The sequence below is a fragment of the Streptomyces sp. bgisy130 genome (genome assembly GCF_057708345.1).
The window spans coordinates 1-22,089 of record NZ_JBYISA010000043.1 but is presented as its reverse complement, the minus strand read 5'-3'; the positions used below and the strand labels follow the sequence as shown (position 1 = coordinate 22,089).

Below are 22,089 nucleotides of genomic sequence, written 5' to 3'. Positions count from 1 at the left end.
GGCAAGCGTAGGACTCCCGGGCCTGGCGTGTCAACAGGTGTTGGCCTACTGTTGTTGGCATGGCCGAACACGCCCCCTCCATGGATGCCGTGCCGGGCGCCGCCCCCACCACGGCGCCCGTCGCGCTGCCCGACGCCCCCGCGGACACCGCCCCCGCCGCCGGCCTCATGCCGGACGAAGCGGCCGACTCCGCCCGCCCCCGCCGCTCCGACGCCACCCGGGCCGCGATCCTCGCCGCCGCCAGGGACCGCTTCGCCGCGGACGGCTACGAGCGCGCCACCATCCGCGCCATCGCCAGGGACGCGGCGATCGACCCGTCGATGGTGATGCGCTACTACGGCAACAAGGCCGGCCTCTTCGCGGCCGCCTCGGAGATCGAGGTGCACGCCCCGGACCTCACCCACTACCCGCGCGACGAGGCCGGCGCCCAGCTCGTGCGTCATTTCGTGGAGCGCTGGGAGTGCGACGAGACGATGACGGCGATGATGCGGGTCGGCGTCACCAACGAAGCGGGCGCGGAGCGGATGCGAGGCGTGTTCGCCGAGCAGATCAAGCCGGTCCTCGCCGCGGTCTGCCCGGTGCCCGAGGAGGCACCGACCCGCGCCGCGCTGATCGCCTCCCAGATACTCGGCATGGCCCTGTGCCGCTACGTGCTGCACCTTCCGCCGGCCGTCGGCCTCAGCCACGACGAACTCATCGCCTGGCTGGCCCCCACCGTCCAGCGCTATCTGACGGCCGAACAACCCTGAGCACTGCCGCCACCCGGTCTCTCCCCCCTTACCGCCCCCTCACCCCCCATACGCCGTAGGCGACACCCCCACAGTGGCCGTGACATCGCGGACCAGATGCGCCTGGTCGCTGTAGCCCAGTTCGGCGGCGAGTGCGGCCCAGTTCACCTCCGTCCCGGAGGCGGCGCGTTCCAGGGCCTCGTGCACCCGGTAGCGCAGCAGTACCCACTTGGGGCTGACCCCGACATACCCGGCGAACAGTCGCTGGAGAGCCCGTACGGACAGGCCCTCGGCCCGCGCGAAGTCCGCGACCCGGCGGATCGTACGGTCCGTGCGGATCCGGTCGGCCAGCCCCATGGCGAGCTCGGCCTGGGCGAGCACCCGTGGCCCGGCTGGCAGCAGCGGGGTCAGGAAGGCGTCGAGCGCGGCGACCCGGGCGTCCTCGTCAGGCGGCTCCAGTACGGCGGCCGCGGCATCGGTGGGCCCGAAGGCGGCGGCCAGCGGCAGCCGGCGGTCCGTCCAGTCCGTGGCCGGCCGTTCCGGGGTGAACGGCCGGAACCCGCCGGGCCGGAACTGCACCCCGCACACCCGCCCGCGCCCGGCCAGCTTCTGCGCGAACAGCTCCAGTCCGACGCCCGCGACCTCGCCGAACCCGGGGCGGTCGGCGTACCGCTGGAAGACCAGGTTCACGCAGGGGTGCGGGACGACATGCGTGGCGTACGGCTCGGACAGATCCCAGTCGATCAGCCAGTAGTGCTCGACATACGGGCGCAGCGGTTCGGCGGGGGTGCGGCGGCGGAAGCGCACCCGCGTGAAGAGCCCGGGGGCGTCGACGATGCCCCGGGTGTCGCGCCGTGGAGCGGCCATGCCCCGGATCCTAGGACGGACCGCGGCGATCGTGAGCCGGCCTGTCGCGTTTTTTCAATCCGCCGCCGGGGGCGGCCCGTAGCGTCCTCGGTATGAGCGACACACGCGACAATCCGGAACAAACGCACCACGGTGCGACGGCACACACGGACCGAACGGCCGACGCGCCCCGCCCGCCCCAGGCACCCCGCACATCCCAGACACCCAACCCGTCCCAGGCACCGCACCCGGCCGACCCGCCGCCCCCCATCAGCGTCCTCCTCGACGCCGCGGCCGGGGTGGCGCTCCCGGTGCTCCGCGCGGTGCGCGACGAGCAGCTGGGGTGGCCGACCCCCTGCTCCGAGTACGACGTCCGCGCGCTGCTCAACCACCTCTTCCAGGTGGTCGTCGCCTTTCAGACACTGGCCGCCAAGAAGGACGTGGACTTCAGCCACACCCCTGACCGGCTCGGTGAGTACGGGGCGCAGTGGCCCGACCGGTTCGCGGACGAGACGGTGCGGCTGGTCGAGGCGTGGGCGGCGCCGGGCGCGGAGGACGGGCTGACCGGCGGGATGCAGCTGCCCGCCCGGACCGTCGGCGCCATGGTGCTGCTGGATCTGACCGTGCACGCCTGGGACGTGGCACGGGCGACCGGCCGGCCGTACGCGCCGGCCGCGGGCTGTGTGACCGAGCTGCGGGCGCTGGCCGCCCAAATGGGCCCGACGGCCCGCACGATGAACGTCTTCGCGGCGCCGGTCCCCGTACCGCCCGGCGCCTCCGACCTGGACGTGCTGCTGGCGGAAACGGGCCGCGACCCCCACTGGACGGCCGGCTGACGGGGCGTCGGCCGGGCCGCCGGACATGGCCCGATTGCGCCTGCGCCCAGCGGACTTCGTGCCTAGGGTGGAGCGACCGGCAGTCGCGGAGAGGCGGAGGCAGCCCGCAGATGGATGAGCACCGCACCTCCCGTGACCCCCTTCCCCAGGCCCTGATCGACTTCTACGGGCTGACGCCGCTGCCCCGTGAGGGCGGGCGCTACCGGCGCACGTGGGCGGGCCCCGAGCGCCCCGACGGGCGGCCCGAGGGGACCGCGATCGTGATGCTGCTGACCGCCGAGCCGGGCGACTTCTCCGCCCTGCACCGGCTGCCGTCCGACGAGATCTGGCACTTCTACCGGGGCGATCCGCTCACCCTGTTCCTCCTCCAGGAGGACCGCGGCGGGGGCACGGCCCGTACGGTCGTCCTCGGGCCGGACGTCCTGGGCGGGCAGCACGTCCAGTTCACGGTGCCCGCCGGTACGTGGATGGCCGCCGAGGTCGCCGACGGCGGCTCCTGGGCGCTCTTCGGCTGCACGATGGCGCCCGGTTTCACCTTCGAGGACTACGAGCACGGGGACGCCGCCGTACTGGCCGCGCGCTTCCCCGGGGAGGCGGCGCGGATCACCGCGCTGAGCCGGCCGTGACCGCCACCCCGCCCGACGCCACCCCGCCCGACGCCACCCACCACCCCGGTCTCCCCGACCTCCGGGGCCAGGTCGTCCTCGTCACCGGCGCCGCCGGTGTCCTCGGCCGCGGGATCGCGCTGCGGTTCGCCGCCGCCGGCGCGGCCGTCGTGGCGCACTACCGTACGGGCGCCGACGCGGCGCGGGAGCTGGTCGCGGAGATCGCGGCGGACGGCGGGAGCGCGCTGGCGCTGCGCGCCGATCTGGCCGTCGAGGAGGAGTGCCACCGACTGGTGACGGAGGCGGCCGGCTGGCGCGGCCGGCTCACCGCGCTGGTGAACAACGCGGGGGTGCAGCCGACCCAGGAGCTGGCGGCGATGTCGCTCGCCGACTGGCGGGCGGTGGCCGACCCGAATGTGCACAGCGTCTTCGCCTGCACCCAGGCCGCGGCGGCCGTGATGCGCGCGGCGGGCGGCGGCTCGGTGACCCATATCGCCTCGATCGAGGCGGACCGCCCGGCGCCGCGGCATGCCCACTACTGCGCGTCGAAGGCGGCGGTGGTGATGCACGCCCGCGCGGCGGCGCTCGAATACGGGCCGGACGGCATCCGCGTCAACAGCGTCTCGCCGGGCCTGATCGGCCGGCCCGGCCTGGCCGAGGACTGGCCGGAGGGGGTGCGCCGCTGGCAAGCGGCGGCCCCCGCCGGGCGGTTGGGCACCCCGCAGGACGTGGGCGACGCCTGTGTCTTCCTCGCCTCGCCGATGGCGTCCTGGATCACCGGTCACGACCTGGTCGTGGACGGCGGCGTCTCGGCCCGTCCGACGTGGTGAGCGCCGTGGCTCGGCGCCGCCCGCGCTGAACCGTTACGGCCAGACCAGGCAGTACGCCTGGTGCCCCGCCTCGTGCAGCCGGTGGCTGAAGTCCTGCCACTCGTGCAGGAGCTGGTAGACGGTGAAGGCGTCCCGCGGGCCGCCCCGGTCGGGGACGGTGGACCAGATGAAGGCGGCCGCGCCGACCGACTCCTCGCCGACCCCGCGCAGCGGGTCGACCACGGTCATCGGCAGCTTGACGACGGCGTAGTCGGGGTGCAGGACGACGAGTTCGAGCGGCGGAACCTTATGGAGCGGTATGCCCTCTATACCGGTGAGGACCATGGCGGCCATCGTCTCCGGCTTGATCTTGCTGAACATGCCGCCCATGCCGAGCTCGTCACCGCCGAGCTCCTCGGGGCGCATGGAGACCGGGACCCGGGCCGCGGTGGCACCGTTGGGCGCACCGAAGTACCTGTACGTCACCCCCATGCGGCCGCCTCTGATTTCCCCGCCCGTGGTCCTGTTGCCCGTGGTCTCCTCGCGCGTCGTCCTGTCGCCCGTGGTGTCCTCGCGCCGGTGACGGCCGCGCTGGGCGCGGTCGGGACCCCGGTCATTGGTTCCCTCGCCCAGTTCGCCACCGCGATGCATATCTCCACCCGACCACTCGCAGCCCCAGCCGCGCAACCCGATCATCGTCTCAGAGACCTCCCCCGTCACCGGCGTGTGAAACGCCCGGCCGCACGCCCCCGTGCGCCTCTGAGACCATTGCTTGCGTGACTTACTCGTACGTCTCCACAGTTTCGCAGACGAGTGGGGGCTGACGCCCGGTCGAAAGCGAGAGGAATCAAAAAAGGATCGAGATTGAACCGAGCGGCGCCTGAAGGCGTACCGCGAGGGGATTCCCGCACCGATGTCAGCCGGGCCGTGCCCACGGGCCGCCGCCCTCCCTCCGTTTATGCAGGTCAGGATCGCCGTGTCTTTTCCGTATGAAGCCCCTGTTTCGCAGTCGCTGTTCGACCGGGCGTCCGCCGTGACGCCGGGCGGCGTCAACTCTCCGGTGCGGGCGTTCCGCGCCGTGGGCGGTACGCCCCGTTTCATGGTGTCCGGTACCGGTCCGTACCTCACCGATGCCGACGGCCGTGAGTATGTCGACCTCGTGTGCTCGTGGGGACCGATGATTCTCGGCCACTCGCACCCCGAGGTGATCGCCGCCGTCCAGGAGGCCGTGGCCCGCGGTACGTCCTTCGGTACGCCCGGCGCGGGCGAGGTCGAGCTGGCCGAGGAGATCGTGGCCCGGATCGAGCCGGTGGAGCAGGTACGGCTGGTCTCCAGCGGTACCGAGGCGACGATGTCGGCGATCCGGCTGGCCCGCGGGTTCACCGGCCGCCCCAAGGTGATCAAGTTCGCGGGCTGCTACCACGGCCATGTGGACGCGCTGCTGGCCGCGGCCGGGTCGGGCGTGGCGACCTTCGGGCTGCCCGACACGCCGGGGGTCACGGGCGCGCAGGCCGGTGACACGATCGTGCTGCCGTACAACGACCTGGCGGCCGTGCGGGCCGCGTTCGCCGCGCACCCGGGGGAGATCGCCTGTGTGATCACGGAGGCGTCGCCGGGCAACATGGGCGTGGTGCCGCCGCTGCCGGGCTTCAACCAGGGCCTGAAGGATCTGTGCGCCGCCGAGGGCGCGCTCTACATCTCCGACGAGGTGATGACCGGCTTCCGCGTCAGCAAGGCCGGTTGGTACGGGATCGACGGGGTACGTCCGGATCTGATGACCTTCGGGAAGGTCATGGGCGGCGGCTTCCCGGCGGCGGCCTTCGGCGGCCGTGCGGACGTCATGGCGCATCTCGCTCCGGCCGGGCCGGTCTACCAGGCGGGCACCCTCTCCGGGAACCCGGTCGCCACCGCCGCCGGTGTCGCGCAGCTGCGGCTGCTGGACGACGCCGCGTACGAGAAGGTCGACGCGGTCTCGGCGGAGGTGCGGGGCCTGGTCACCGCGGCGCTGGCCAAGGAAGGTGTGGCGCACCGGGTCCAGGCCGCGGGGAACATGTTCACGGTCTTCTTCACGGACGTCGAGGTGACCGACTACGAGGGGGCCAAGGCGCAGGAGGCGTTCCGCTTCACCGCTTTCTTCCACTCGATGCTGGAGCAGGGCGTCTACCTCCCGCCGTCCGCCTTCGAGTCGTGGTTCGTCTCGACCGCGCACGACGCGGCGGCCGTCGAGCGGATCGCCGCCGCCCTGCCGGCCGCCGCGCGCGCCGCGGCCGGGGCGACGGCCTGACGGCTCCGGCGCACGGGCCGGCACCGTTTGAGACCACTGAATGAATGGGTGACATGAGCAGCGAAGAGATCACCGTCGTGCATCTGATGCGGCACGGCGAGGTGCACAACCCCGACGGCGTGCTGTACGGGCGCCGCCCCGGCTATCACCTCTCCGACCTGGGGCGGAAGATGGCCGACCGGGTGGCGGAGCATCTCGCGGAGCGGGACATCACCCATGTCGTCGCCTCGCCGCTGGAGCGTGCGCAGGAGACCGCGGCGCCGATCGCCGGTGCCCGGGGTCTGGATCTGGCCACCGACGAGCGGCTGATCGAGGCGGCCAATGTCTTCGAGGGGAAGACCTTCGGAGTCGGCGACGGTGCGCTGAAGAAGCCGGGGAACTGGAAGTACCTGACGAACCCGTTCCGGCCGTCCTGGGGCGAGCCGTACATCGAGCAGGTCGTACGGATGATGGCGGCGCTGGGTGCGGCGCGCGACGCGGCGCGGGGCCACGAGGCGGTGGCGGTCAGCCATCAGCTGCCGATCTGGATCGTGCGCAGCTTCGCGGAGCGGCGGCGGCTGTGGCACGACCCGCGGAAGCGGCAGTGCACGCTGGCCTCGCTGACGTCGTTCACCTTCCACGGCGACAAGATCGTTTCGGTGGGGTACAGCGAACCGGCGCGCGACCTGGTTCCCTCCCATCTTCTGGCGGGCGCCAAACCCGCCAAGGGAAAGACCAAGGCATTTGGGGCCTGACGGTGCATCACGTGGCGCAACGTCAAAAGCGCACGGAATGAAATATCTGAGCGAATAACCCCACAACCCTCGACGCTCAACATGCCCTCCACTCAGTTGTCCGTTTATATGGATATTGAGTTCGGCGAGCACGAGGGGACGAGGGTATGCGCGCGATCAGTCGGCGAAACCTGCTGAGTATGGGAGTCGGTGCGGCGGCGGCGCCGGTCGTCGCCGGCTGCTCCTCGCCGAACCGGGACGCGGGGGCCAACAAGCAGCGCGTGAAGAACGTCCAGGCCCGCCCCAAGCTCATCGGTGACGGATCGACAGCGCATTCCGGAGCCCAGCCCCATCAGCCGAAATCCCCCGAACGGCTGGAGCCCGGTCAGACCCCGCCGCAATTCGTGGTCTTCTCCTGGGACGGTGCGGGAGAGGTCGGAAACGGCCTCTTCCCCCGCTTTCTCCGACTCGCCCGGGACCACGGCGTGGCCATGACCTTCTTCCTCTCCGGGGTCTACCTCCTCCCCGAATCCCAAAGACACCTCTACGAGCCGCCGAACAACCCGCAGGGCGCCTCCGACATCGGCTACCTCAGCGACGACCACATCAAGGAGACCCTCAAGTACCTGCGGGAGGCCTGGCTGGACGGCCACGAGATCGGCACCCACTTCAACGGGCACTTCTGCTCCGGCAGGGGCGCCGTCAGGTACTGGAGCCCGCAGGAGTGGCAGTCCGAGATCGAACAGGCGATGGACTTCGTCACCAAATGGCGCACCCACACCGGCTTCACCGATCTGGAGCCCTTGCCCTTCGACTACCGGCAGGAATTGGTCGGCAGCCGTACGCCCTGCCTCCTCGGGCAGAAAAACCTGCTGCCCACCGCCCGGGAACTCGGCTGGCGCTATGACGCCAGTTCACCCGGAGGAGTGCAGATGTGGCCGAAGAAGACAATGGGGCTCTGGAACTTCCCGCTCCAGCAGATCCCCTTCCCGGGCCACTCCTTCGAGGTCCTCTCGATGGACTACAACCTGCTCGCCAATCAGTCGAAGAACTCCACGAAGGCCCCGCCGGTCAACTATCCGGGCTGGCGGCAGCAGGCCACCGACGCCTATATCTCCGGGTTCCGCCGCGCGTACGAGACCAACCGTGCGCCCTTCTTCGTCGGAAATCACTTCGAGCAGTGGAACGGCGGCATCTATATGGACGCCGTCGAGGCAGCGATCAAGCACATCGCCAATGAGCAGAACCGGGATGTCCATCTGGTGTCGTTCCGGCAGTTCACCGACTGGATCGACGCCCAGGACCCGGAGGTGCTGCGCAAGCTCCAGCGGATCCCCGTCGGGAAGCGGCCCGCCGGTGGCTGGAAGGCGTACCTGACAGCGGCCTGACAAGCCCTTTCGCGGCGGGACGCGGCCGGTGAGGGGGGCGTGGAAGATCCGGAATGGGCCCATGCGAAACTTTTCACATGAGTGCCTGCCGCGCCCCACGCCGCCTCACGAGCCGCCGTCGCGTCGCCCTGCTCGCCGCGGGGACGGCGGCCGCCGCGCTGACGCTGAGCGCCTGCGGCGACGGCGCCTCCGGCGGCTCCGCCCAGACCCGCTTCGTCCAGGGCAAGAACGGCGTCGACACCGTCAAGAAGGCCCAGCGGCAGCCGGCGCCCGAGCTCTCCGGTGAGTCCACCACCGGCAAGAAGCTGGACGTCGCCGACTACAAGGGCAAGGTCGTCATCCTCAACGTCTGGGGATCATGGTGCGGCCCCTGCATCGCCGAGGCGCCGAACTTCTCCAAGGTCGCGAACGAGACCAAGGACAAGGGCGTCCAGTTCCTCGGGATCAACACCCGCGACTCCGAGAAGTCGCAGGCCACCAGCTTCGAGGAAGAGCACAAGGTGCCCTACCCGAGCCTGTTCGACCCGACCGGCCGGCTGATGCTGCGCTTCCCCAAGGGCAGCCTCAACCCGCAGTCCATCCCCTCCACGATCGCCATCGACCGGCACGGCAAGATCGCCGCGCGCTCGATCGGCCCGCTCGCGGAGGACGATCTGCGCAAGATGGTCGACCCGCTGATCGCCGAGAAGTGATCACGTGACCGTGCTCGCCGCCGCCGCGGAGAACCAGACCGTCCTCACCGGCACCCTGCTCGCCGCCGCCCCCATCGCGCTGCTCGCCGGGCTCGTCTCGTTCTTCTCGCCCTGCGTCCTGCCGCTGGTGCCGGGCTATATGTCGTACGTCACCGGCGTCACCGGCACCGACCTCGGCGAGGCCAAACGCGGCCGGATGCTGGCCGGCGCCGGCCTCTTCGTCCTCGGCTTCACCGCCGTCTTCGTCTCCGGCGGCGCGCTCTTCGGCTTCGTCGGCCGCGACCTCCAGGAGTACAAGGAGGTCATCTCGCGCGTCCTCGGCGTGCTGATGATCCTGCTCGGCCTGGCCTTCGCCGGCGTCCTCAAGAACTTCGGGCAGCGCGAATTCCGCTTCCACAAGAAGCCCGCCATGGGCCTGGCCGGCGCGCCGGTCCTCGGGGTGCTCTTCGGCGTCGGCTGGACGCCCTGCCTGAGCCCCACCTTCGCCGCCGTCAGCACCCTCACGTTCTACGATGCCAGCGCCCTCCGCGGGGCCCTGCTCACCGTCGCGTACTGCCTGGGCCTGGGCCTGCCGTTCATGGCGGTCGCGCTGGCCTTCCGCCGGGTGCTCGGCGCCTTCGGCTGGGTCAAGCGGCACTACGTGTGGGTGATGCGGCTCGGCGGCGGCATGATGATCGCGCTCGGCATCCTCCTTGTCACCGGTGTCTGGGACAGTCTGATGTCCGAGGTGCAGGCCTGGACGCAAAGCACCACCGTTGGGATCTGATTGATGTCCACCAAGACCGGCACCCCCACCGACCCGGGCCCCGCGGCCGACGGGGGCAGCGATCTCGGCGCGGCCGGGTCCCAGCTCTCGACCGCGCCCACCGAGGACGTCACCCTCCCCTCGCTCGGCCCCCTGGGCTGGGCGCGCTGGTTCTGGCGGCAGCTGACCTCGATGCGGATCGCGCTGCTGCTGCTCTTCCTGCTGTCGATCGGCGCCATCCCCGGCTCGCTGATCCCGCAGACCAGCATCGACCCGGTCAAGGTCGACCAGTTCAAGGCCGAGCACGGCACCCTCGCCGACGTCTACGACAAGCTCGGGATGTTCCACGTCTACAGCTCGGTGTGGTTCTCGGCGATCTACCTGCTGCTGTTCATCTCGCTGATCGGCTGCATCGTGCCGCGCAGCTGGCAGTTCGTCGGACAGCTCCGCGGCCGCCCGCCGGGCGCCCCGCGCCGGCTGACCCGGCTGCCCGCCTACACCACCTGGCGCACCGACGCGGCGCCCGAGGAGGTCCTCGGGGCGGCGCAGCGGCTGCTGAAGAAGCGGCGGTTCCGCGCCCACCGGGACGGCACCGCGGTCGCCGCCGAGAAGGGCTATCTGCGGGAGGTCGGCAACCTCGTCTTCCACCTCGCGCTGATCGTGATGCTGGTGGCGTTCGCCGTCGGCAGCCTGTGGAAGTCCGAGGGCGGCAAGCTGATCACCGAGGGCGACGGCTTCGCCAACAGCCTCACCCAGTACGACGACTTCAAGTCCGGTGCCTTCTTCGACACCGACACCCTGGAGCCGTTCGGCTTCACCCTCGACAAGTTCGAGGCGACCTACGAGCGGACCGGCCCCCAGAAGGGCACCCCGCGGGTCTTCCGCGCCCACATCAGGTACTTCTCCGGCGCGGACGGCAAGGAGCACAAGACCGCGATCGAGGTGAACACCCCCCTCGACATCGCCGGCTCCAAGGTCTACCTGCTCTCGCACGGCTACTCGCCGGAGGTCACCGTCAAGGACGGCCGCGGCAAGGTCGTCTACCAGGGCGCGGTGCCCTTCCTCCCGCAGGACCCCAAGAACTTCACCTCGACCGGCGTGGTGAAGGTCCCGGGCGCGCAGACCAAGGATGGCAAGCCCAATCAGCTCGGCTTCCAGGGCTTCTTCGTGCCGACCTTCGGCGGCAAGGGCTCCGGCTCGATGTTCTCCCAGTTCCCGGCGCTGGACTACCCGGTGCTGACACTGACCGCCTACCACGGTGACCTGGGCGTCGGCTCCGGGCTGCCGCAGAACGTCTACCAGCTCGACAAGAAGCGCCTCAAGCAATACAAGGACAAGGGCGCCCCGGTCGCCAAGATGATGCTGCCCGGCGAGACGATGAAGCTGCCCAACGGTGACGGCAGCATCAAGTTCACCGGCATCAAGAGCTGGGCCAGCTTCAAGATCAGCCACCAGCCCGGCAACGGCCTCGCCCTCACCGGCGCGGCCGCCGCCCTGGTCGGCCTGGCCGGCTCGCTGTTCATCCAGCGGCGCCGGGTGTGGGTCCGCGCCGAGCCGGGCGCCGACGGCACCACCGTCGTCGAGCTGGCCGGACTCGGCCGCAGCGAGTCCGCCCGGCTGCCGGAGGAGCTCGCCGAGCTCGCGCTGGCACTGGAGCCCGACGCCCCCCTCGCCCCGGCCGACGGCGCCGGCCCGGCCGACGACACCCGCCCGGCCGCCGACCCGAAGCCCGACCCGAAGCCCGGCCCGGCCCCGCACACCGGCCCCGGCTCCGAAGACCCCGCGGAGCCCACCGACTCCGCCGGACCTGCTGACCCCTCTGAAGGAGCGCGCGCGTGAACCTCGCTGCCGCAGCCAACGAGACAATGGCGCACAACAGCAACCTGCTGGTCTATTCGGCGATGGCGGTCTACACGCTCGCCTTCCTCGCGCACATGGCCGAGTGGGTGTTCGGCAGCCGCAGCAAGGTCGGCCGCACCGCCGCCGCCCTGACCGTCCAGGCCAAGGCGCCCGCGACGGCGTCCGTCCAGGCCGGGTCCGGCGGCGCCATCGGGACCGCCGTCCTGGAGCGCCCCAAGGTCGTCACCCGGTCCGTCGCCGGCAGCCGCGACGTCCCCGACGGGCCGGGCGCCGCGGGCGGCACCGAGAAGGGCGACCTCTACGGGCGGATCGCCATCTCGCTGACCGTGCTGGCCTGGGGGCTGCACGTGGGCGGCGTGATCACCCGCGCCCTGTCCGTGCAGCGGGCCCCCTGGGGCAACATGTACGAGTTCTCCACGACCTTCGCCGCGGTCGCGGTGGGCCTCTTCCTGCTGCTGCTCGTGCTCAAGAAGAACGTCCGCTGGATCGGGCTCCCCCTGGTCACCAGCGTCCTGCTCGACCTCGGACTGGCCGTCTCGGTGCTCTACACCGCCAGCGACCAGCTGGTGCCCGCGCTGCACTCGTACTGGCTGTGGATCCACGTCAGCTGCGCGATCATTTCCGGCGCGGCGCTCTACCTCGGCGCCGTCTCCACCGGGCTGTTCCTCTTCCGCGACCGCCACGAGGCCAAGCTCGCCGACCCGACGGGCAAGCAGCCCGGCGCCTTCGCCACCTCCGTGCTGGAGCGGCTGCCCTCCGCCGCCTCGCTCGACAAGTTCGCCTACCGCATCAACGCCACCGTCTTCCCGCTGTGGACGTTCACCATCATCGCGGGCGCCATCTGGGCCGAGGCCGCCTGGGGCCGCTACTGGGGCTGGGACCCCAAGGAGGTCTGGTCCTTCATCACCTGGGTCGCCTACGCCGGCTATCTGCACGCCCGCGCCACCGCCGGCTGGAAGGGCCGCAAGGCCGCCTGGCTCGGCCTGATCGCCTTCGCCTGCTACCTGTTCAACTACTACGGCGTGAACATCTTCGTCACCGGCCTGCACTCCTACGCGGGAGTCTGACCGCGGCGGCCCCCACGCCCGCCCCCCCCGGCGGTGCGCGCCACCGCCCCCGGTGCCGTACGGAACGCCTCACCCCGAGGCCACCCGTACGGCACCGTCGTTCCCGGGCGCACCCGGCCCGCGTCCGCGCCGCCGCCCGCGCCCTCAGCGCCGCCGGCGCCGCCCGCGCTCCTGACGCGGCGGCCGCTGCCCGCCGCCCGGCAGCGTCGGCTTCGGCAGATGCGCCACCTCCCACTGCGCCTCGGCCAGCTGCTCGGCGGTGTCGTCCGGCAGCCGCGGCGGCCGGTGCGCCCGGTGCCGGAAGCCGAACGCGGAGGTCAGATCGCCGAAGGCGGACCGGCGCCAGTCACTGATATTGGGCTCCGCGACGCCCGTCCAGCGCTCCAGGAACTGAAGCACCGAGGTGTGGTCGAAGGGGTCGCCGGCCGCCCAGCCGCCCACCGTCCACGGCGACACGATCAGACACGGCACCCGGAAGCCGCCGCCGATCGGCAGGCCCCGGACGAACTCGTCCGTCGTCCCCGGGGGCGGCACCGGCGGCGGCACATGGTCGAAGAGCCCGTCGTTCTCGTCGTAGTTGAGGATGAAGACGGTCTTCGCCCACACCTTCCGGTTGGACGCGATCGCCTCGATCTTCTTTGCGACGTAGTCGGCGCCGGCCGCCGGCAGATAGTCCGGATGCTCGGACTGATGGCTGGTGGGGATCAGCCACGACACCGCCGGCAGCCGGTCGGCGCGGGCGTCGTCCTCGAAGGTGCCGGCCGGCTGCGCCCGCATCCCCCGCTCGTACAGCGGCTCCCCGGGCTTGGCGTCCCGGAACGTCTGGAACTGCTCCAGGAGGTTGCAGCCGTAGTCGTCCTCCTCCTGGTACACCTTCCAGCTGATGCCCGCCGCCTCCAGCCGCTCCGCGTAGGTCGTCCAGCGGTACGGCCGCGGCGCGGTGTTGTTCAGCACCGGCCCGCCCCGGGTACCGCCCGGGTCGAGGGTGCCCGTCATCCAGTACAGCCGGTTGGGCCACGTCGGGCCGAAGACCGAGCAGAAGTAGTTGTCGCAGAGCGTGAACGCCTCCGCGAGCGCGAACTGGAACGGGATGTCCGCCCGCGTGTGATAGCCCATCACATACGGCCCGTTGACCCCGTCGGCCTTCCGGTGCGCGGGCAGCCAGCGGTCCATCTTCCCGCCGTTCCACGCCTCGTGCTGCACGGACCAGGCATGGCTGGTGGAGGGGATGGCCTGCGCGCTGGAGGTGTGGGTGTTCAGGCGGAACGGCAGCAGATAGCCGTCCGGGTTCTCCGCGTCCGGCTGATGGAAGACGGACCGGCCGTCCGGCAGCGTCAGCGCGTCCGGGTCGGCGAAACCACGGACCCCGCGCAGCGTCCCGAAGTAGTGGTCGAACGACCGGTTCTCCTGCATCAGCAGCACGACGTGCTCGACGTCGTGCAGCGAGCCGTGACGTGCCGGTCCGGCGGCGACGGCCTGCTGCACGCTGGGCGGCAGCAGCGACAGCGCGGCGGCACCGCCGACCGCGCCGGCCGCGGAGCCGAGGAGTCTTCGTCGGGTCATGTCAGGCATATGAGCCACTCTCCCTGAGTCGCGGGAGCCCTCAGCGGGCCGACTTGACTGTGGCGGCGGCTGAGTCTCCCGGGCAGGGGGAGGTTGCTGAACGATGCATCAATTGGCTGTGAACGGCGCTGAGTTGGCCGGACCTCGCTACGTCCCGTACGCCACACGAAGCAGCGCCCGGCGGACTGCGCGGTGGCGGGATTTACGCGTTTGAGCAGCGGCGTCAGGACACGCGGCGCAGGCCCGGAGTTCCCCCGGGTGCAGGGTAGGGACGCTCCTCGGGCAGCAGCGCGGCGGCCGCCGCGGTCTCCCCGGCCCGCACCCGCGCATGGATCTCCCGCGCCAGCGGGGTGACATCCCTGATCGCTACCGTCCACTCATCCGCGTACCGCCGCGACGCCTCCCCCGCCAGCCCCAGCTGAAGCGAACGGTACGGCAGCGCCCGCAACCCCAGATCACGCTCCGGATCCCACTGCACCCGCGCCGGCGCCCCCTTCAACTCCCGCCGCCACGCGCCACGATCGGCATGCTCATCCGGGTCGAAATGCGACAGACAGGCATGCCGCAACGCCCAGTCGAACCCACTCCGCTCGATCTCGACCGCCAGCACGGTCTCCTGACCGTCCTTCGCACCCCACCCGCAGCGGTACATCATCCACAGGAAGGACGGCTTGATCCATGTCATCCGCTCCCGCTTCCAGGCCACGGGAAACCGCCCGTCCCGCGCGGCCGGCAGCCCGAGCGCGGGGGAGTACGCCTGGTAGATGGTCACGGTCGTGTCGGTGTAACGGGCGCGGATGCGGCGCTGGGGCTCGGCGGGGGTTGCGGGACCGTCCGCGGCGGTGTCCACGGGGGTGCGGGGAGCCGGGACGGGGCTGGTGGGGCCGTCGGCGCTGGTGGAGCTGGTAGAGCTGGTGGTCATGGCTGGTGATCCTGGCGGAGGGCCGGGCGGCGGGCCAGCGAATTGTGGGGCGGGTGCGGTGCAGGGCCGGTGCCGGGCAGCGGGTGACGCCCCCGCGGCTCATCGTCCCCGCCGCTCACTCCTCCCCGATGTCCTCCCGCCACAGCTCCGGCCGCGCCCCGATGAAGTCCCGCATCATCGACGCGCACCCGGGGTCGTCCAGCAGCACGATCCGGACGCCGTGCCGGGCCAGCCAGTCGTGGCCGCCGTGGAAGGAGCGGGCCTCGCCGATGACCACCCGGGAGATGCCGAACTGGCGGACCAGGCCGCTGCAATACCAGCAGGGGGAGAGGGTGGTGACCATCGTCGTGCCGCGGTAGCTGCGGCGGCGGCCGGCGGCGCGGAAGGCCGCGGTCTCGGCGTGCAGGGTGGGGTCGCCGTCCTGGACGCGGCGGTTGTGGCCGCGGCCCAGCAGGGTGCCGTCCGGCCCGTAGAGCGCCGCGCCGATCGGGATGCCCCCCTCGGCCAGCCCGGCACGCGCCTCGGCGACCGCCGTCGCCAGCATGCCGCGGGCCTGCTCCTGGAGATGGTCGGGGTGCCCGGTCGGGTCGCTGTGCCCGTCGACGCGGCCGTGCAGCCGGAACTCGTCGCGGTCCTGCCCCCAGTCCTGCGTACGGTCCATGGACTCACCGTACGCCGCGGACGGTGCCTCAGCCCGTGGCCGGCGGGGTGTCCTCCGGGCCGTTCGCGTCGCGCGGCCCGCCCTCCTTGCGGCGCAGCTCCTCCTCGCGGCGGCGCAGATCGGCCTCCCAGTCCTTCAGCAGCGCCTCGTCCTTCTTGTTCTCGTTCTTGAGGGACTGGAGGAACTCGGGGTTGTCGTCCGGCGCGACGAACTTCGTACGGTGGTTGCGGTGCCACTGCGACGGCGTGCTGCCGCCGCCCGCCACCGGCTGCCGCTGCTTGCCCGCCACCAGCCAGGCGACCGGGCCGACCAGTACCTCGCCGAAGAGCAGGATGATCAGGACCCAGACCACCTTGGGCAGCCCGCGCACCTGCGATTCGGGCGTGTTGAGGCAGTCGATGAACGCGTAGATCCACAGCGCCAGCACCAGTAGGAACGGCAGATACCTGAGCATTGCGGGACGGTCCCCCTGCGCGCGACGGCGGGCCCGCGTCGGGGCCCGGTGACCCGTCCAGGGTAGTGCGTACCCGATACTGGAACGCATGGCTTATGACGATCTTCGCTCGTTCCTGCGCGCGCTCGAGCGGGAAGGCGACCTCAAGCGCATCAAGGCCGAGGTCGACCCGTATCTGGAAGTCGGCGAGATCGTGGACCGGGTGCAGAAGTCCGGCGGCCCGGCGCTGCTCTTCGAGAACGTCAAGGGCTCGGCGATGCCGCTCGCCATGAACGTCTACGGCACCGACCGCCGCCTGCTGAAGGCGCTGGACCTCAAGTCGTACGAGGACATCAGCGGCAAGATCGGCGGCCTGCTCAAGCCGGAGCTGCCGCACGGTTTCGTCGGCGTGCGCGAGGCGTTCGGCAAGCTCGCCGGCATGACCCACGTGCCGCCGAAGAAGGTCAAGGAAGCGCCCGTCCAGGAAGTCGTGCTCCAGGGCGACGACGTCGACCTCGACCGGCTCCCCGCGCTGTTCACCTGGCCCGAGGACGGCGGCTCCTTCTTCAACCTGGGGCTCACGCACACCAAGCACCCCGAGACCGGCGTCCGCAACCTGGGCCTCTACCGCCTCCAGCGCCACGACAAGCGCACCATCGGCATGCACTGGCAGATCCACAAGGACAGCCGCAACCACTACCAGGTCGCGGCCAAGCGCGGCGAGAAGCTGCCGGTCGCCATCGCCTTCGGCTGCCCCCCGGCCGTCACCTACGCTTCCACCGCCCCGCTGCCCGGCGACATCGACGAGTACCTCTTCGCCGGCTTCCTCCAGGGCAAGCGGATCGAGATGGTCGACTGCAAGACCGTCCCGCTTCAGGTCCCGGCCAACGCCGAGGTCGTCATCGAGGGCTGGCTGGAGCCCGGCGAGATGCTGCCCGAGGGCCCGTTCGGTGACCACACCGGCTTCTACACGCCGCAGGAGCCGTTCCCGGCGCTGACCATCGACTGTGTGACGATGCGTAAGCGGCCGCTGCTCCAGTCGATCGTGGTCGGCCGCCCGCCGACGGAGGACGGCCCGCTCGGCCGCGCGACGGAGCGGTTCTTCCTCCCGCTCCTCAAGATCATCGTCCCGGACATCGTGGACTACCACCTCCCCGAGTCCGGCGGCTTCCACAACTGCGCGATCGTCTCGATCGACAAGAAGTACCCCAAGCACGCCCAGAAGGTCATGCACGCCATCTGGGGCGCGCACATGATGTCGCTGACCAAACTGATCGTGGTCGTGGACGCGGACTGCGATGTGCACAACCTCCACGAGGTGTCGTGGCGGGCGCTCGGCAACACCGACTACGCCCGCGACCTCACCGTCGTCGAAGGTCCCGTCGACCATCTCGACCACGCCTCCTACCAGCAGTTCTGGGGCGGCAAGGCGGGCATCGACGCGACGAAGAAGTGGCCCGAGGAGGGCTACACCCGGGACGGCGGCTGGCCCGAGATGGTCGAGTCCGACCCGCGGACGGCGGCGCTGGTCGACCGCCGCTGGAAGGAGTACGGCCTCTCGTGAGCAGCGCATCCGCAGCCGTCCCGCAGCCGGGCCGCACCAAGGCCTTCCTGCGCCTGGTGATGATCGAGCACTCGGTCTTCGCGCTGCCCTTCGCCTACATCGCCGCACTGACCGCGATGTACGAGGGGGGCCGGCGCATCCAGTGGGGCCCGCTGCTCCTCGTCACCGTCGCCATGGTCGGCCTGCGCACCTTCGCCATGGCGGCGAACCGCATCATCGACCGCGAGATCGACGCCCGTAACCCGCGCACCGCGCAACGGGAACTGGTCACCGGCGCGGTCTCGGTGAAGTCCGCCTGGACCGGCGCGCTGATCGCGCTCGTCGTCTTCCTGGGCGCCGCCGCCCTGCTGAACCCGCTGTGCCTGGCGCTCGCGCCGCTCGCGGTGGTGCCGATGGTGGTCTATCCCTACGGCAAGCGGTTCACCAACTTCCCGCAGGCGATCCTCGGCCTCGCCCAGGCGATGGGCCCGGTCGGCGCCTGGCTCGCGATCACCGGGGCCTGGTCCTGGGAGGCCGTGATCCTGGGCCTCGCGGTCGGCATCTGGATCGGCGGCTTCGACCTGATCTACGCCTGCCAGGACGTGGAGACGGACCGCGAGATCGGCGTGAAGTCCGTCCCGGCCCGCTTCGGCATCCCGGCCGCGATCTGGGGCGCCCGCGGCTGCCACCTCATCACGACGGGCCTCTTCGCCTGGTACGCCGTGGCGACCGGCGCGGGGGTGTTCCTCTGGCTGGGCCTGGTGATTGTGGCGGCGGCGTTCCTGTACGAGCACACCATCGTCAAGCCCCACGACCTGACCCGCCTGAACCGGGCGTTCTTCCAGGTCAATGGCTTCATCGGGATCGCGCTGTTCGTCTGTGCGCTGCTGGATCTGTTGGTGCGGGGGCTGACTGTCTGAGGGGTGCGGGCGGTCGGGGGCGTCGGCTTGTCTGACCCGTTTGAGGGGTGCGGGCGGCCGGGCGTCGGCGGCAGATGCGGCTCCCCCGGCCGTACGAGCTGCGCCCCACCCCCGCCGTGCCTGCTGCCTCCCTCTTATCCGGCAACGATTACGTAGCGTAATCAGTTCCTTGCGGTGCGTTCGGGGGCTTGTGTGCGGGTGAAGCGCGCCACGGGCGGGCGCCACGGTCGGCCAGTTGTTCTCGCCAGTCGCTCAGACCCTTCTGACGGGTCTTCAGCCCTTGCTGAGGGGCCAGGCGATCAGGCGGGGGTAGGTCCACAGTTCGCCGCGGTTTGCCTTGACCGTGCCTATGACCGCGCAGATGACGCCGGACAGGGCGTAGGCGCCGAAGATGGCGATCACGGTGATCAGGGGGACCGCGAGGCCGGAGCTGTTGCGCTGTTCCTCCGTGGCGACCGCGGCGAAGGTGAGGGCGCTGGCGACGTACAGCACCATCCCGAAGGCCGCCATGATGGCCTGGGTGATGCCGTAGTTCACGGCCTGGGTGGCGTGGTGGCGGATGTACGGGTCGTGCTGGTGGCGGTCGTTGCCGCGCAGGGACAGCGGGTAGATCCAGCCGAGGAAGGCGCCCAGGCCGCAGCACATCATCGTGCCCGCGGTGATGGTCAGCAGCGCGCCGAGGTGGGACCACATCGCGGGGCCGGAGGAAGAGGAAGGGGCGGGCGGCGGGGGGCCGTAGCCGGGCTGCGGGGCGCCGGGGTAGCCGTAGCCGCCCTGCTGCGGAGCGCCCGGCTGTGGCACGCCCTGCTGCGGGGCACCGGGCTGCGGCGCGCCGGGCCAGCCCTGTTGGGGTGTCCCGTACGGCTGCTGTGGTCCGCCGGCCGGTGGACCGTATCCGGGCTGGTGGTAGTCGGACATGCTGTGCTCACCCCGTGGTGACTGCGTGGCGCCTCAGGTGCCGTGTGGCACGCGCGCGGCCTGCCTTCGGCCCCGCGGCTCCCGTTCGGATCGAGGCTATGCGATGGGTCGGACATCGGCGGCGGGCAGGGCGCGGGGAGCGCGCCCCCGGAAGACGAAGGCCGCCAGCACCCCGCTTATCAGCCCGAACAGATGCCCCTGCCAGCTGATCCCGCTGTCGGTCGGGAGCGCGCCCCACAGGATCGAGCCGTAGAGCACGCCCACCACCAGGCCGATGCCGATGTCGAGGAGTTTGCGCTCGATGAAGCCGCGTACCAGGAGATAGCCGAAGAGTCCGAAGACGACTCCGGAGGCGCCCGCGGTGTTGCTGTCCGGCGCGGCCGTGAACCAGACGCCCAGTCCGCTGGTGAGGATGATCAGCGCGGCGACGGCGAGGAAGCGGCGCACCCCGCTGCGCAGCGCGGCGACCAGGCCGAGCAGCAGCAACGGCAGGGTGTTCGCCACGAGATGGCCGAAGCCGAAGTGCAGGAAGGCGGCGGGCACGACGTCGGCGAGCTCGGCGGGTTCGCGCGGGGTGATCCCGAAGGTGTCCAGTGCGCCGCCGGTGGCGAAGTCGACGCCCTCCAGCAGCCAGAGCAGGGCCACCCAGCCCAGCATCAGGCAGATCGCGGGCTTCGCGCGTGAGGTCATCTCCGGCCGTCCCTTCTCGTCCCCCGGTGGGGCGGCCCCCGGCGGAGGTCCGCGAGGGGGCGCACAGGTAGGAACGGCCGTGAGGGGGTCTGTGGTTCCGCCGGATAGGCTCGATGCGTGGAGCCGCCGCACATCGACACCAGTAAGCAGGACCCCGGCCGCCGCCGTCCGTGGGTCGTGGGGATCTCCGGCGCGTCCGGGACGCCGTATGCCGCGTCCGTGCTGCGCGGGCTGCTCGCCGCCGGGGAGGCGGTGGATCTGATCGTGAGCCGGGCGTCGCGGCTGACCCTCCTGGACGAGACGGGGATCGCCTTCCGGGACGCTCATTGGCGCGCCGACCTGCGGGAATGGCTGGCGCGCGGAGCCGATGGCAAGCCGGTGACGTTTCCGGTGACGGAGGCGGACCTGGCGGAGGTGCGGTACTGGCCGGCCGGGGATCTGGCGGCCGGGCCCTCGTCGGGTTCGTATCCGGTGAAGGGGATGCTGATCGTCCCGGCGAGCACGGCGTGTGTGGCCGGGGTGGCGCTCGGGCTCTCGAAGGATCTGCTTCAGCGGGTGGCGAGCGTGACGCTCAAGGAGCGGCGGCGGCTGGTGGTCGCGGTGCGCGAGACCCCGTTGAACGGGCCGACGCTGAAGCATCTGGTGACGCTGGACGAGGCGGGCGCCGTGGTGCTGCCCGCCTCACCGGCGTTCTATGCGGGGGCGACGCACATCCAGGATCTGGTGGACTTCGTCGCGGGCCGGGTGCTCGATGCGGCCGAGGTGCCGCACGGGCTGTACCGGCGCTGGGAAGGGGAGCTGCGGGGTGGCTCCAGGGAAGTGGAGGAGGCCCCGGAGGCCCCTTAGCGCTGCTTCGCCGCGGCGCGGCCGAAGAGGCGCCGGGTCCGCGGTGCCGCGGAGCGGTGGGCACGTGAACGATTGGCCTGGTCCTGAAGCTCGCGCATGCGGGCGTAGGCCATCTCGATCGAGTACACGGTGACAACTCCTGTGAGATCGTCTCTAAAAGATTCGCAGGGTCAAGGCCCTGTATGCCTTAGATTCTACATGCAGAACCCGAATATGCGTAAAGATTGGAAGGCTTGAGGGCATGGACGCGGTGGATAGGCAGCTCATCCAGGCACTTCGCGAGAACGGCCGGGCCTCGTACGCGGAGCTCGGCCGGCTCGTCGGCCTCTCCGGGCCCAGCGTCACGGACCGGATCAACCGCCTGGAGGCGGCCGGCGTGATCACCGGCTACCGCGCGACGGTCGACGCCGCCTCGCTCGGCCTCGGCGTCACGGCGCTGGTGGGCATCTCGCTGTCGGACGCCACCGACCACGAGGACGTCGCGCAGCGGCTGCGCGACCTCGAAGAGATCGAGGACTGCTGGTTCATCGCCGGCGACGACTCGTACATGCTCAAGGTGCGGGTGGGCGACGTGGACGGCCTGGAGCGCACCATCCGGCGGCTGTCCGGCACCAAGGGCGTCTCCCGTACGCGCACCACGATCGTGCTCTCCACCAAGTGGGAGAACCGCGTCGGCCAACTGCCCGAAGAGGCCGAATAGGCCACCGGGCGCCGCCGGTACCCACCGGGGCGGACGGGCGCGCCAGGGGGCTCCGTCCGCCTCCCCTACAGGGGAGTACGCTCGGTGAAGCCCGTTTCCGGCTCCGAAGGAACGGCACCGGAACGGCACCGATACGGCAGAGACTGGGAGGCGACCGGATGGCTGCGTCGATGGATGTGGGCCTCAAGCGCGAGCTGGAGGCGAAGGTCCACGCCGGGGAGCGGCTGACCCGCGAGGACGGTATCGCCCTCTACGAGTCCGACGACCTGGCGTGGCTGGGCGGCCTCGCCCATGAGGTGCGTACCCGCAAGAACGGCGAC

At 71.2% G+C, this 22,089-nt stretch carries 24 protein-coding genes and 1 pseudogene; 16 read left to right on the top strand and 9 right to left on the bottom strand.

Translation table 11 applies throughout. The features are described from left to right. The first annotated feature begins 59 nt into the window (after window positions 1–59). Window positions 60–749 (top strand): TetR/AcrR family transcriptional regulator, encoded by a 690-nt coding sequence (locus AC3EUV_RS33380; protein ID WP_432146389.1) that lies wholly within the window; start codon window positions 60–62, stop codon window positions 747–749. Window positions 750–788: 39 nt separating this feature from the next. Here the strand turns inward: AC3EUV_RS33380 and AC3EUV_RS33375 are convergent, their stop codons facing one another. After that, window positions 789–1,595: a DUF6597 domain-containing transcriptional factor gene (locus AC3EUV_RS33375; RefSeq protein WP_435604543.1), complete on the bottom strand. Its 807-nt coding sequence runs from the start codon at window positions 1,593–1,595 to the stop codon at window positions 789–791. 92 nt (window positions 1,596–1,687) lie between these two features. Here AC3EUV_RS33375 and AC3EUV_RS33370 point away from each other — a divergent pair, with 92 nt between their 5' ends. The 3 genes from AC3EUV_RS33370 to AC3EUV_RS33360 all read left to right on the top strand — a co-directional run bounded on the left by AC3EUV_RS33370 (window position 1,688) and on the right by AC3EUV_RS33360 (window position 3,845). Beyond that, window positions 1,688–2,410 (top strand): TIGR03086 family metal-binding protein, encoded by a 723-nt coding sequence (locus AC3EUV_RS33370; RefSeq protein WP_432146391.1) that lies wholly within the window; start codon window positions 1,688–1,690, stop codon window positions 2,408–2,410. A gap of 110 nt (window positions 2,411–2,520) precedes the next feature. After that, window positions 2,521–3,036, top strand: coding sequence for a cupin domain-containing protein (locus tag AC3EUV_RS33365; protein ID WP_435604542.1), 516 nt, complete (start codon window positions 2,521–2,523; stop codon window positions 3,034–3,036). After that, window positions 3,033–3,845, top strand: coding sequence for an SDR family NAD(P)-dependent oxidoreductase (locus AC3EUV_RS33360; RefSeq protein WP_435604541.1), 813 nt, complete (start codon window positions 3,033–3,035; stop codon window positions 3,843–3,845). The genes AC3EUV_RS33365 and AC3EUV_RS33360 overlap by 4 nt, the downstream gene beginning before the upstream one ends. Before the next feature lie 33 nt (window positions 3,846–3,878). Here AC3EUV_RS33360 and AC3EUV_RS33355 read toward each other — a convergent pair whose 3' ends face one another. Beyond that, window positions 3,879–4,475, bottom strand: a complete 597-nt coding sequence (locus AC3EUV_RS33355; protein ID WP_432146408.1) for a hypothetical protein — start codon at window positions 4,473–4,475, stop codon at window positions 3,879–3,881. Between the two features lie 325 nt (window positions 4,476–4,800). On the opposite strand from AC3EUV_RS33355, the gene hemL reads away from it, so the two are divergent. The 7 genes from hemL (at window position 4,801) to ccsB (ending at window position 12,573) form a co-directional block, all read left to right on the top strand. Then, a complete protein-coding gene (hemL, locus tag AC3EUV_RS33350; RefSeq protein ID WP_432146394.1) occupies window positions 4,801–6,108 on the top strand; it encodes a glutamate-1-semialdehyde 2,1-aminomutase in 1,308 nt (435 codons plus the stop codon). A 53-nt stretch (window positions 6,109–6,161) separates the two neighbouring features. Beyond that, window positions 6,162–6,842 (top strand): histidine phosphatase family protein, encoded by a 681-nt coding sequence (locus AC3EUV_RS33345; RefSeq protein ID WP_042155674.1) that lies wholly within the window; start codon window positions 6,162–6,164, stop codon window positions 6,840–6,842. 146 nt (window positions 6,843–6,988) lie between these two features. Further along, window positions 6,989–8,209, top strand: a complete 1,221-nt coding sequence (locus tag AC3EUV_RS33340; RefSeq protein WP_432146395.1) for a polysaccharide deacetylase family protein — start codon at window positions 6,989–6,991, stop codon at window positions 8,207–8,209. Between the two features lie 77 nt (window positions 8,210–8,286). Beyond that, entirely contained in the window at window positions 8,287–8,901 is a 615-nt protein-coding gene (locus AC3EUV_RS33335) for a TlpA family protein disulfide reductase (protein WP_435604540.1), read from the top strand. Window positions 8,902–8,905: 4 nt separating this feature from the next. After that, window positions 8,906–9,667 (top strand): cytochrome c biogenesis CcdA family protein, encoded by a 762-nt coding sequence (locus AC3EUV_RS33330; protein WP_435604539.1) that lies wholly within the window; start codon window positions 8,906–8,908, stop codon window positions 9,665–9,667. 3 nt (window positions 9,668–9,670) lie between these two features. Continuing rightward, window positions 9,671–11,485, top strand: coding sequence for a cytochrome c biogenesis protein ResB (gene resB / locus AC3EUV_RS33325; RefSeq protein WP_435604538.1), 1,815 nt, complete (start codon window positions 9,671–9,673; stop codon window positions 11,483–11,485). Continuing rightward, entirely contained in the window at window positions 11,482–12,573 is a 1,092-nt protein-coding gene (gene ccsB, locus AC3EUV_RS33320) for a c-type cytochrome biogenesis protein CcsB (protein WP_435604537.1), read from the top strand. Before resB ends, ccsB begins: the two co-directional genes overlap by 4 nt. 144 nt (window positions 12,574–12,717) lie before the next feature. On the opposite strand, the gene AC3EUV_RS33315 is transcribed toward ccsB, so the two are convergent. The 4 genes from AC3EUV_RS33315 to AC3EUV_RS33300 all read right to left on the bottom strand — a co-directional run bounded on the left by AC3EUV_RS33315 (window position 12,718) and on the right by AC3EUV_RS33300 (window position 16,173). Further along, complete coding sequence (locus tag AC3EUV_RS33315) at window positions 12,718–14,145, bottom strand: alkaline phosphatase family protein (RefSeq protein WP_432146400.1); 1,428 nt, start codon at window positions 14,143–14,145, stop codon at window positions 12,718–12,720. A 214-nt stretch (window positions 14,146–14,359) separates the two neighbouring features. Continuing rightward, a complete protein-coding gene (locus AC3EUV_RS33310; protein ID WP_435604536.1) occupies window positions 14,360–15,058 on the bottom strand; it encodes a DUF4291 domain-containing protein in 699 nt (232 codons plus the stop codon). A 115-nt stretch (window positions 15,059–15,173) separates the two neighbouring features. Continuing rightward, complete coding sequence (locus AC3EUV_RS33305; protein WP_432146409.1) at window positions 15,174–15,602, bottom strand: nucleoside deaminase; 429 nt, start codon at window positions 15,600–15,602, stop codon at window positions 15,174–15,176. A gap of 145 nt (window positions 15,603–15,747) precedes the next feature. Beyond that, window positions 15,748–16,173: a PLD nuclease N-terminal domain-containing protein gene (locus AC3EUV_RS33300; RefSeq protein WP_432146402.1), complete on the bottom strand. Its 426-nt coding sequence runs from the start codon at window positions 16,171–16,173 to the stop codon at window positions 15,748–15,750. Between the two features lie 88 nt (window positions 16,174–16,261). Here AC3EUV_RS33300 and AC3EUV_RS33295 point away from each other — a divergent pair, with 88 nt between their 5' ends. Both AC3EUV_RS33295 and mqnP read left to right on the top strand, forming a co-directional pair. Further along, complete coding sequence (locus tag AC3EUV_RS33295) at window positions 16,262–17,716, top strand: menaquinone biosynthesis decarboxylase (RefSeq protein WP_432146403.1); 1,455 nt, start codon at window positions 16,262–16,264, stop codon at window positions 17,714–17,716. After that, entirely contained in the window at window positions 17,713–18,615 is a 903-nt protein-coding gene (gene mqnP / locus AC3EUV_RS33290; protein WP_432146404.1) for a menaquinone biosynthesis prenyltransferase MqnP, read from the top strand. The genes AC3EUV_RS33295 and mqnP overlap by 4 nt, the downstream gene beginning before the upstream one ends. A 273-nt stretch (window positions 18,616–18,888) precedes the next feature. On the opposite strand, the gene AC3EUV_RS33285 is transcribed toward mqnP, so the two are convergent. Together AC3EUV_RS33285 and AC3EUV_RS33280 are read right to left on the bottom strand one after the other, a co-directional pair. Further along, window positions 18,889–19,533 carry a magnetosome magnetite crystal formation protein family gene (locus tag AC3EUV_RS33285; RefSeq protein WP_432146405.1) on the bottom strand — a complete coding sequence of 215 codons (645 nt, stop codon included), beginning with the start codon at window positions 19,531–19,533 and terminating at the stop codon, window positions 18,889–18,891. 96 nt (window positions 19,534–19,629) lie between these two features. Then, window positions 19,630–20,223: a rhomboid family intramembrane serine protease gene (locus AC3EUV_RS33280; protein WP_432146406.1), complete on the bottom strand. Its 594-nt coding sequence runs from the start codon at window positions 20,221–20,223 to the stop codon at window positions 19,630–19,632. A gap of 117 nt (window positions 20,224–20,340) precedes the next feature. On the opposite strand from AC3EUV_RS33280, the gene AC3EUV_RS33275 reads away from it, so the two are divergent. Continuing rightward, entirely contained in the window at window positions 20,341–21,069 is a 729-nt protein-coding gene (locus AC3EUV_RS33275) for a UbiX family flavin prenyltransferase (protein ID WP_432146407.1), read from the top strand. Here AC3EUV_RS33275 and AC3EUV_RS33270 read toward each other — a convergent pair. After that, complete coding sequence (locus tag AC3EUV_RS33270) at window positions 21,066–21,197, bottom strand: hypothetical protein (protein ID WP_275451831.1); 132 nt, start codon at window positions 21,195–21,197, stop codon at window positions 21,066–21,068. The genes AC3EUV_RS33275 and AC3EUV_RS33270 overlap by 4 nt on opposite strands. A 113-nt stretch (window positions 21,198–21,310) precedes the next feature. Between AC3EUV_RS33270 and AC3EUV_RS33265 the strand changes: the two genes are divergently transcribed. Next, a complete protein-coding gene (locus AC3EUV_RS33265) occupies window positions 21,311–21,769 on the top strand; it encodes an Lrp/AsnC family transcriptional regulator (protein WP_042155701.1) in 459 nt (152 codons plus the stop codon). Between the two features lie 170 nt (window positions 21,770–21,939). Then, window positions 21,940–22,089, top strand: a pseudogene (locus tag AC3EUV_RS33260) (aminofutalosine synthase MqnE); the annotation flags it as partial.

Bases quoted from the DNA above. Each gene is read 5' to 3' on its own strand.
- AC3EUV_RS33380 (WP_432146389.1), top strand. From the start codon at position 60: ATGGCCGAACACGCCCCCTCCATGGATGCCGTGCCGGGCGCCGCCCCC.
- AC3EUV_RS33375 (WP_435604543.1), bottom strand. From the start codon at position 1,595: ATGGCCGCTCCACGGCGCGACACCCGGGGCATCGTCGACGCCCCCGGG.
- AC3EUV_RS33370 (WP_432146391.1), top strand. From the start codon at position 1,688: ATGAGCGACACACGCGACAATCCGGAACAAACGCACCACGGTGCGACG.
- AC3EUV_RS33365 (WP_435604542.1), top strand. From the start codon at position 2,521: ATGGATGAGCACCGCACCTCCCGTGACCCCCTTCCCCAGGCCCTGATC.
- AC3EUV_RS33355 (WP_432146408.1), bottom strand. From the start codon at position 4,475: ATGCATCGCGGTGGCGAACTGGGCGAGGGAACCAATGACCGGGGTCCC.
- AC3EUV_RS33345 (WP_042155674.1), top strand. From the start codon at position 6,162: ATGAGCAGCGAAGAGATCACCGTCGTGCATCTGATGCGGCACGGCGAG.
- AC3EUV_RS33340 (WP_432146395.1), top strand. From the start codon at position 6,989: ATGCGCGCGATCAGTCGGCGAAACCTGCTGAGTATGGGAGTCGGTGCG.
- AC3EUV_RS33335 (WP_435604540.1), top strand. From the start codon at position 8,287: ATGAGTGCCTGCCGCGCCCCACGCCGCCTCACGAGCCGCCGTCGCGTC.
- resB (WP_435604538.1), top strand. From the start codon at position 9,671: ATGTCCACCAAGACCGGCACCCCCACCGACCCGGGCCCCGCGGCCGAC.
- AC3EUV_RS33315 (WP_432146400.1), bottom strand. From the start codon at position 14,145: ATGCCTGACATGACCCGACGAAGACTCCTCGGCTCCGCGGCCGGCGCG.
- AC3EUV_RS33310 (WP_435604536.1), bottom strand. From the start codon at position 15,058: ATGACCACCAGCTCTACCAGCTCCACCAGCGCCGACGGCCCCACCAGC.
- AC3EUV_RS33305 (WP_432146409.1), bottom strand. From the start codon at position 15,602: ATGCTGGCGACGGCGGTCGCCGAGGCGCGTGCCGGGCTGGCCGAGGGG.
- AC3EUV_RS33300 (WP_432146402.1), bottom strand. From the start codon at position 16,173: ATGCTCAGGTATCTGCCGTTCCTACTGGTGCTGGCGCTGTGGATCTAC.
- AC3EUV_RS33295 (WP_432146403.1), top strand. From the start codon at position 16,262: ATGGCTTATGACGATCTTCGCTCGTTCCTGCGCGCGCTCGAGCGGGAA.
- AC3EUV_RS33285 (WP_432146405.1), bottom strand. From the start codon at position 19,533: ATGTCCGACTACCACCAGCCCGGATACGGTCCACCGGCCGGCGGACCA.
- AC3EUV_RS33280 (WP_432146406.1), bottom strand. From the start codon at position 20,223: ATGACCTCACGCGCGAAGCCCGCGATCTGCCTGATGCTGGGCTGGGTG.
- AC3EUV_RS33265 (WP_042155701.1), top strand. From the start codon at position 21,311: ATGGACGCGGTGGATAGGCAGCTCATCCAGGCACTTCGCGAGAACGGC.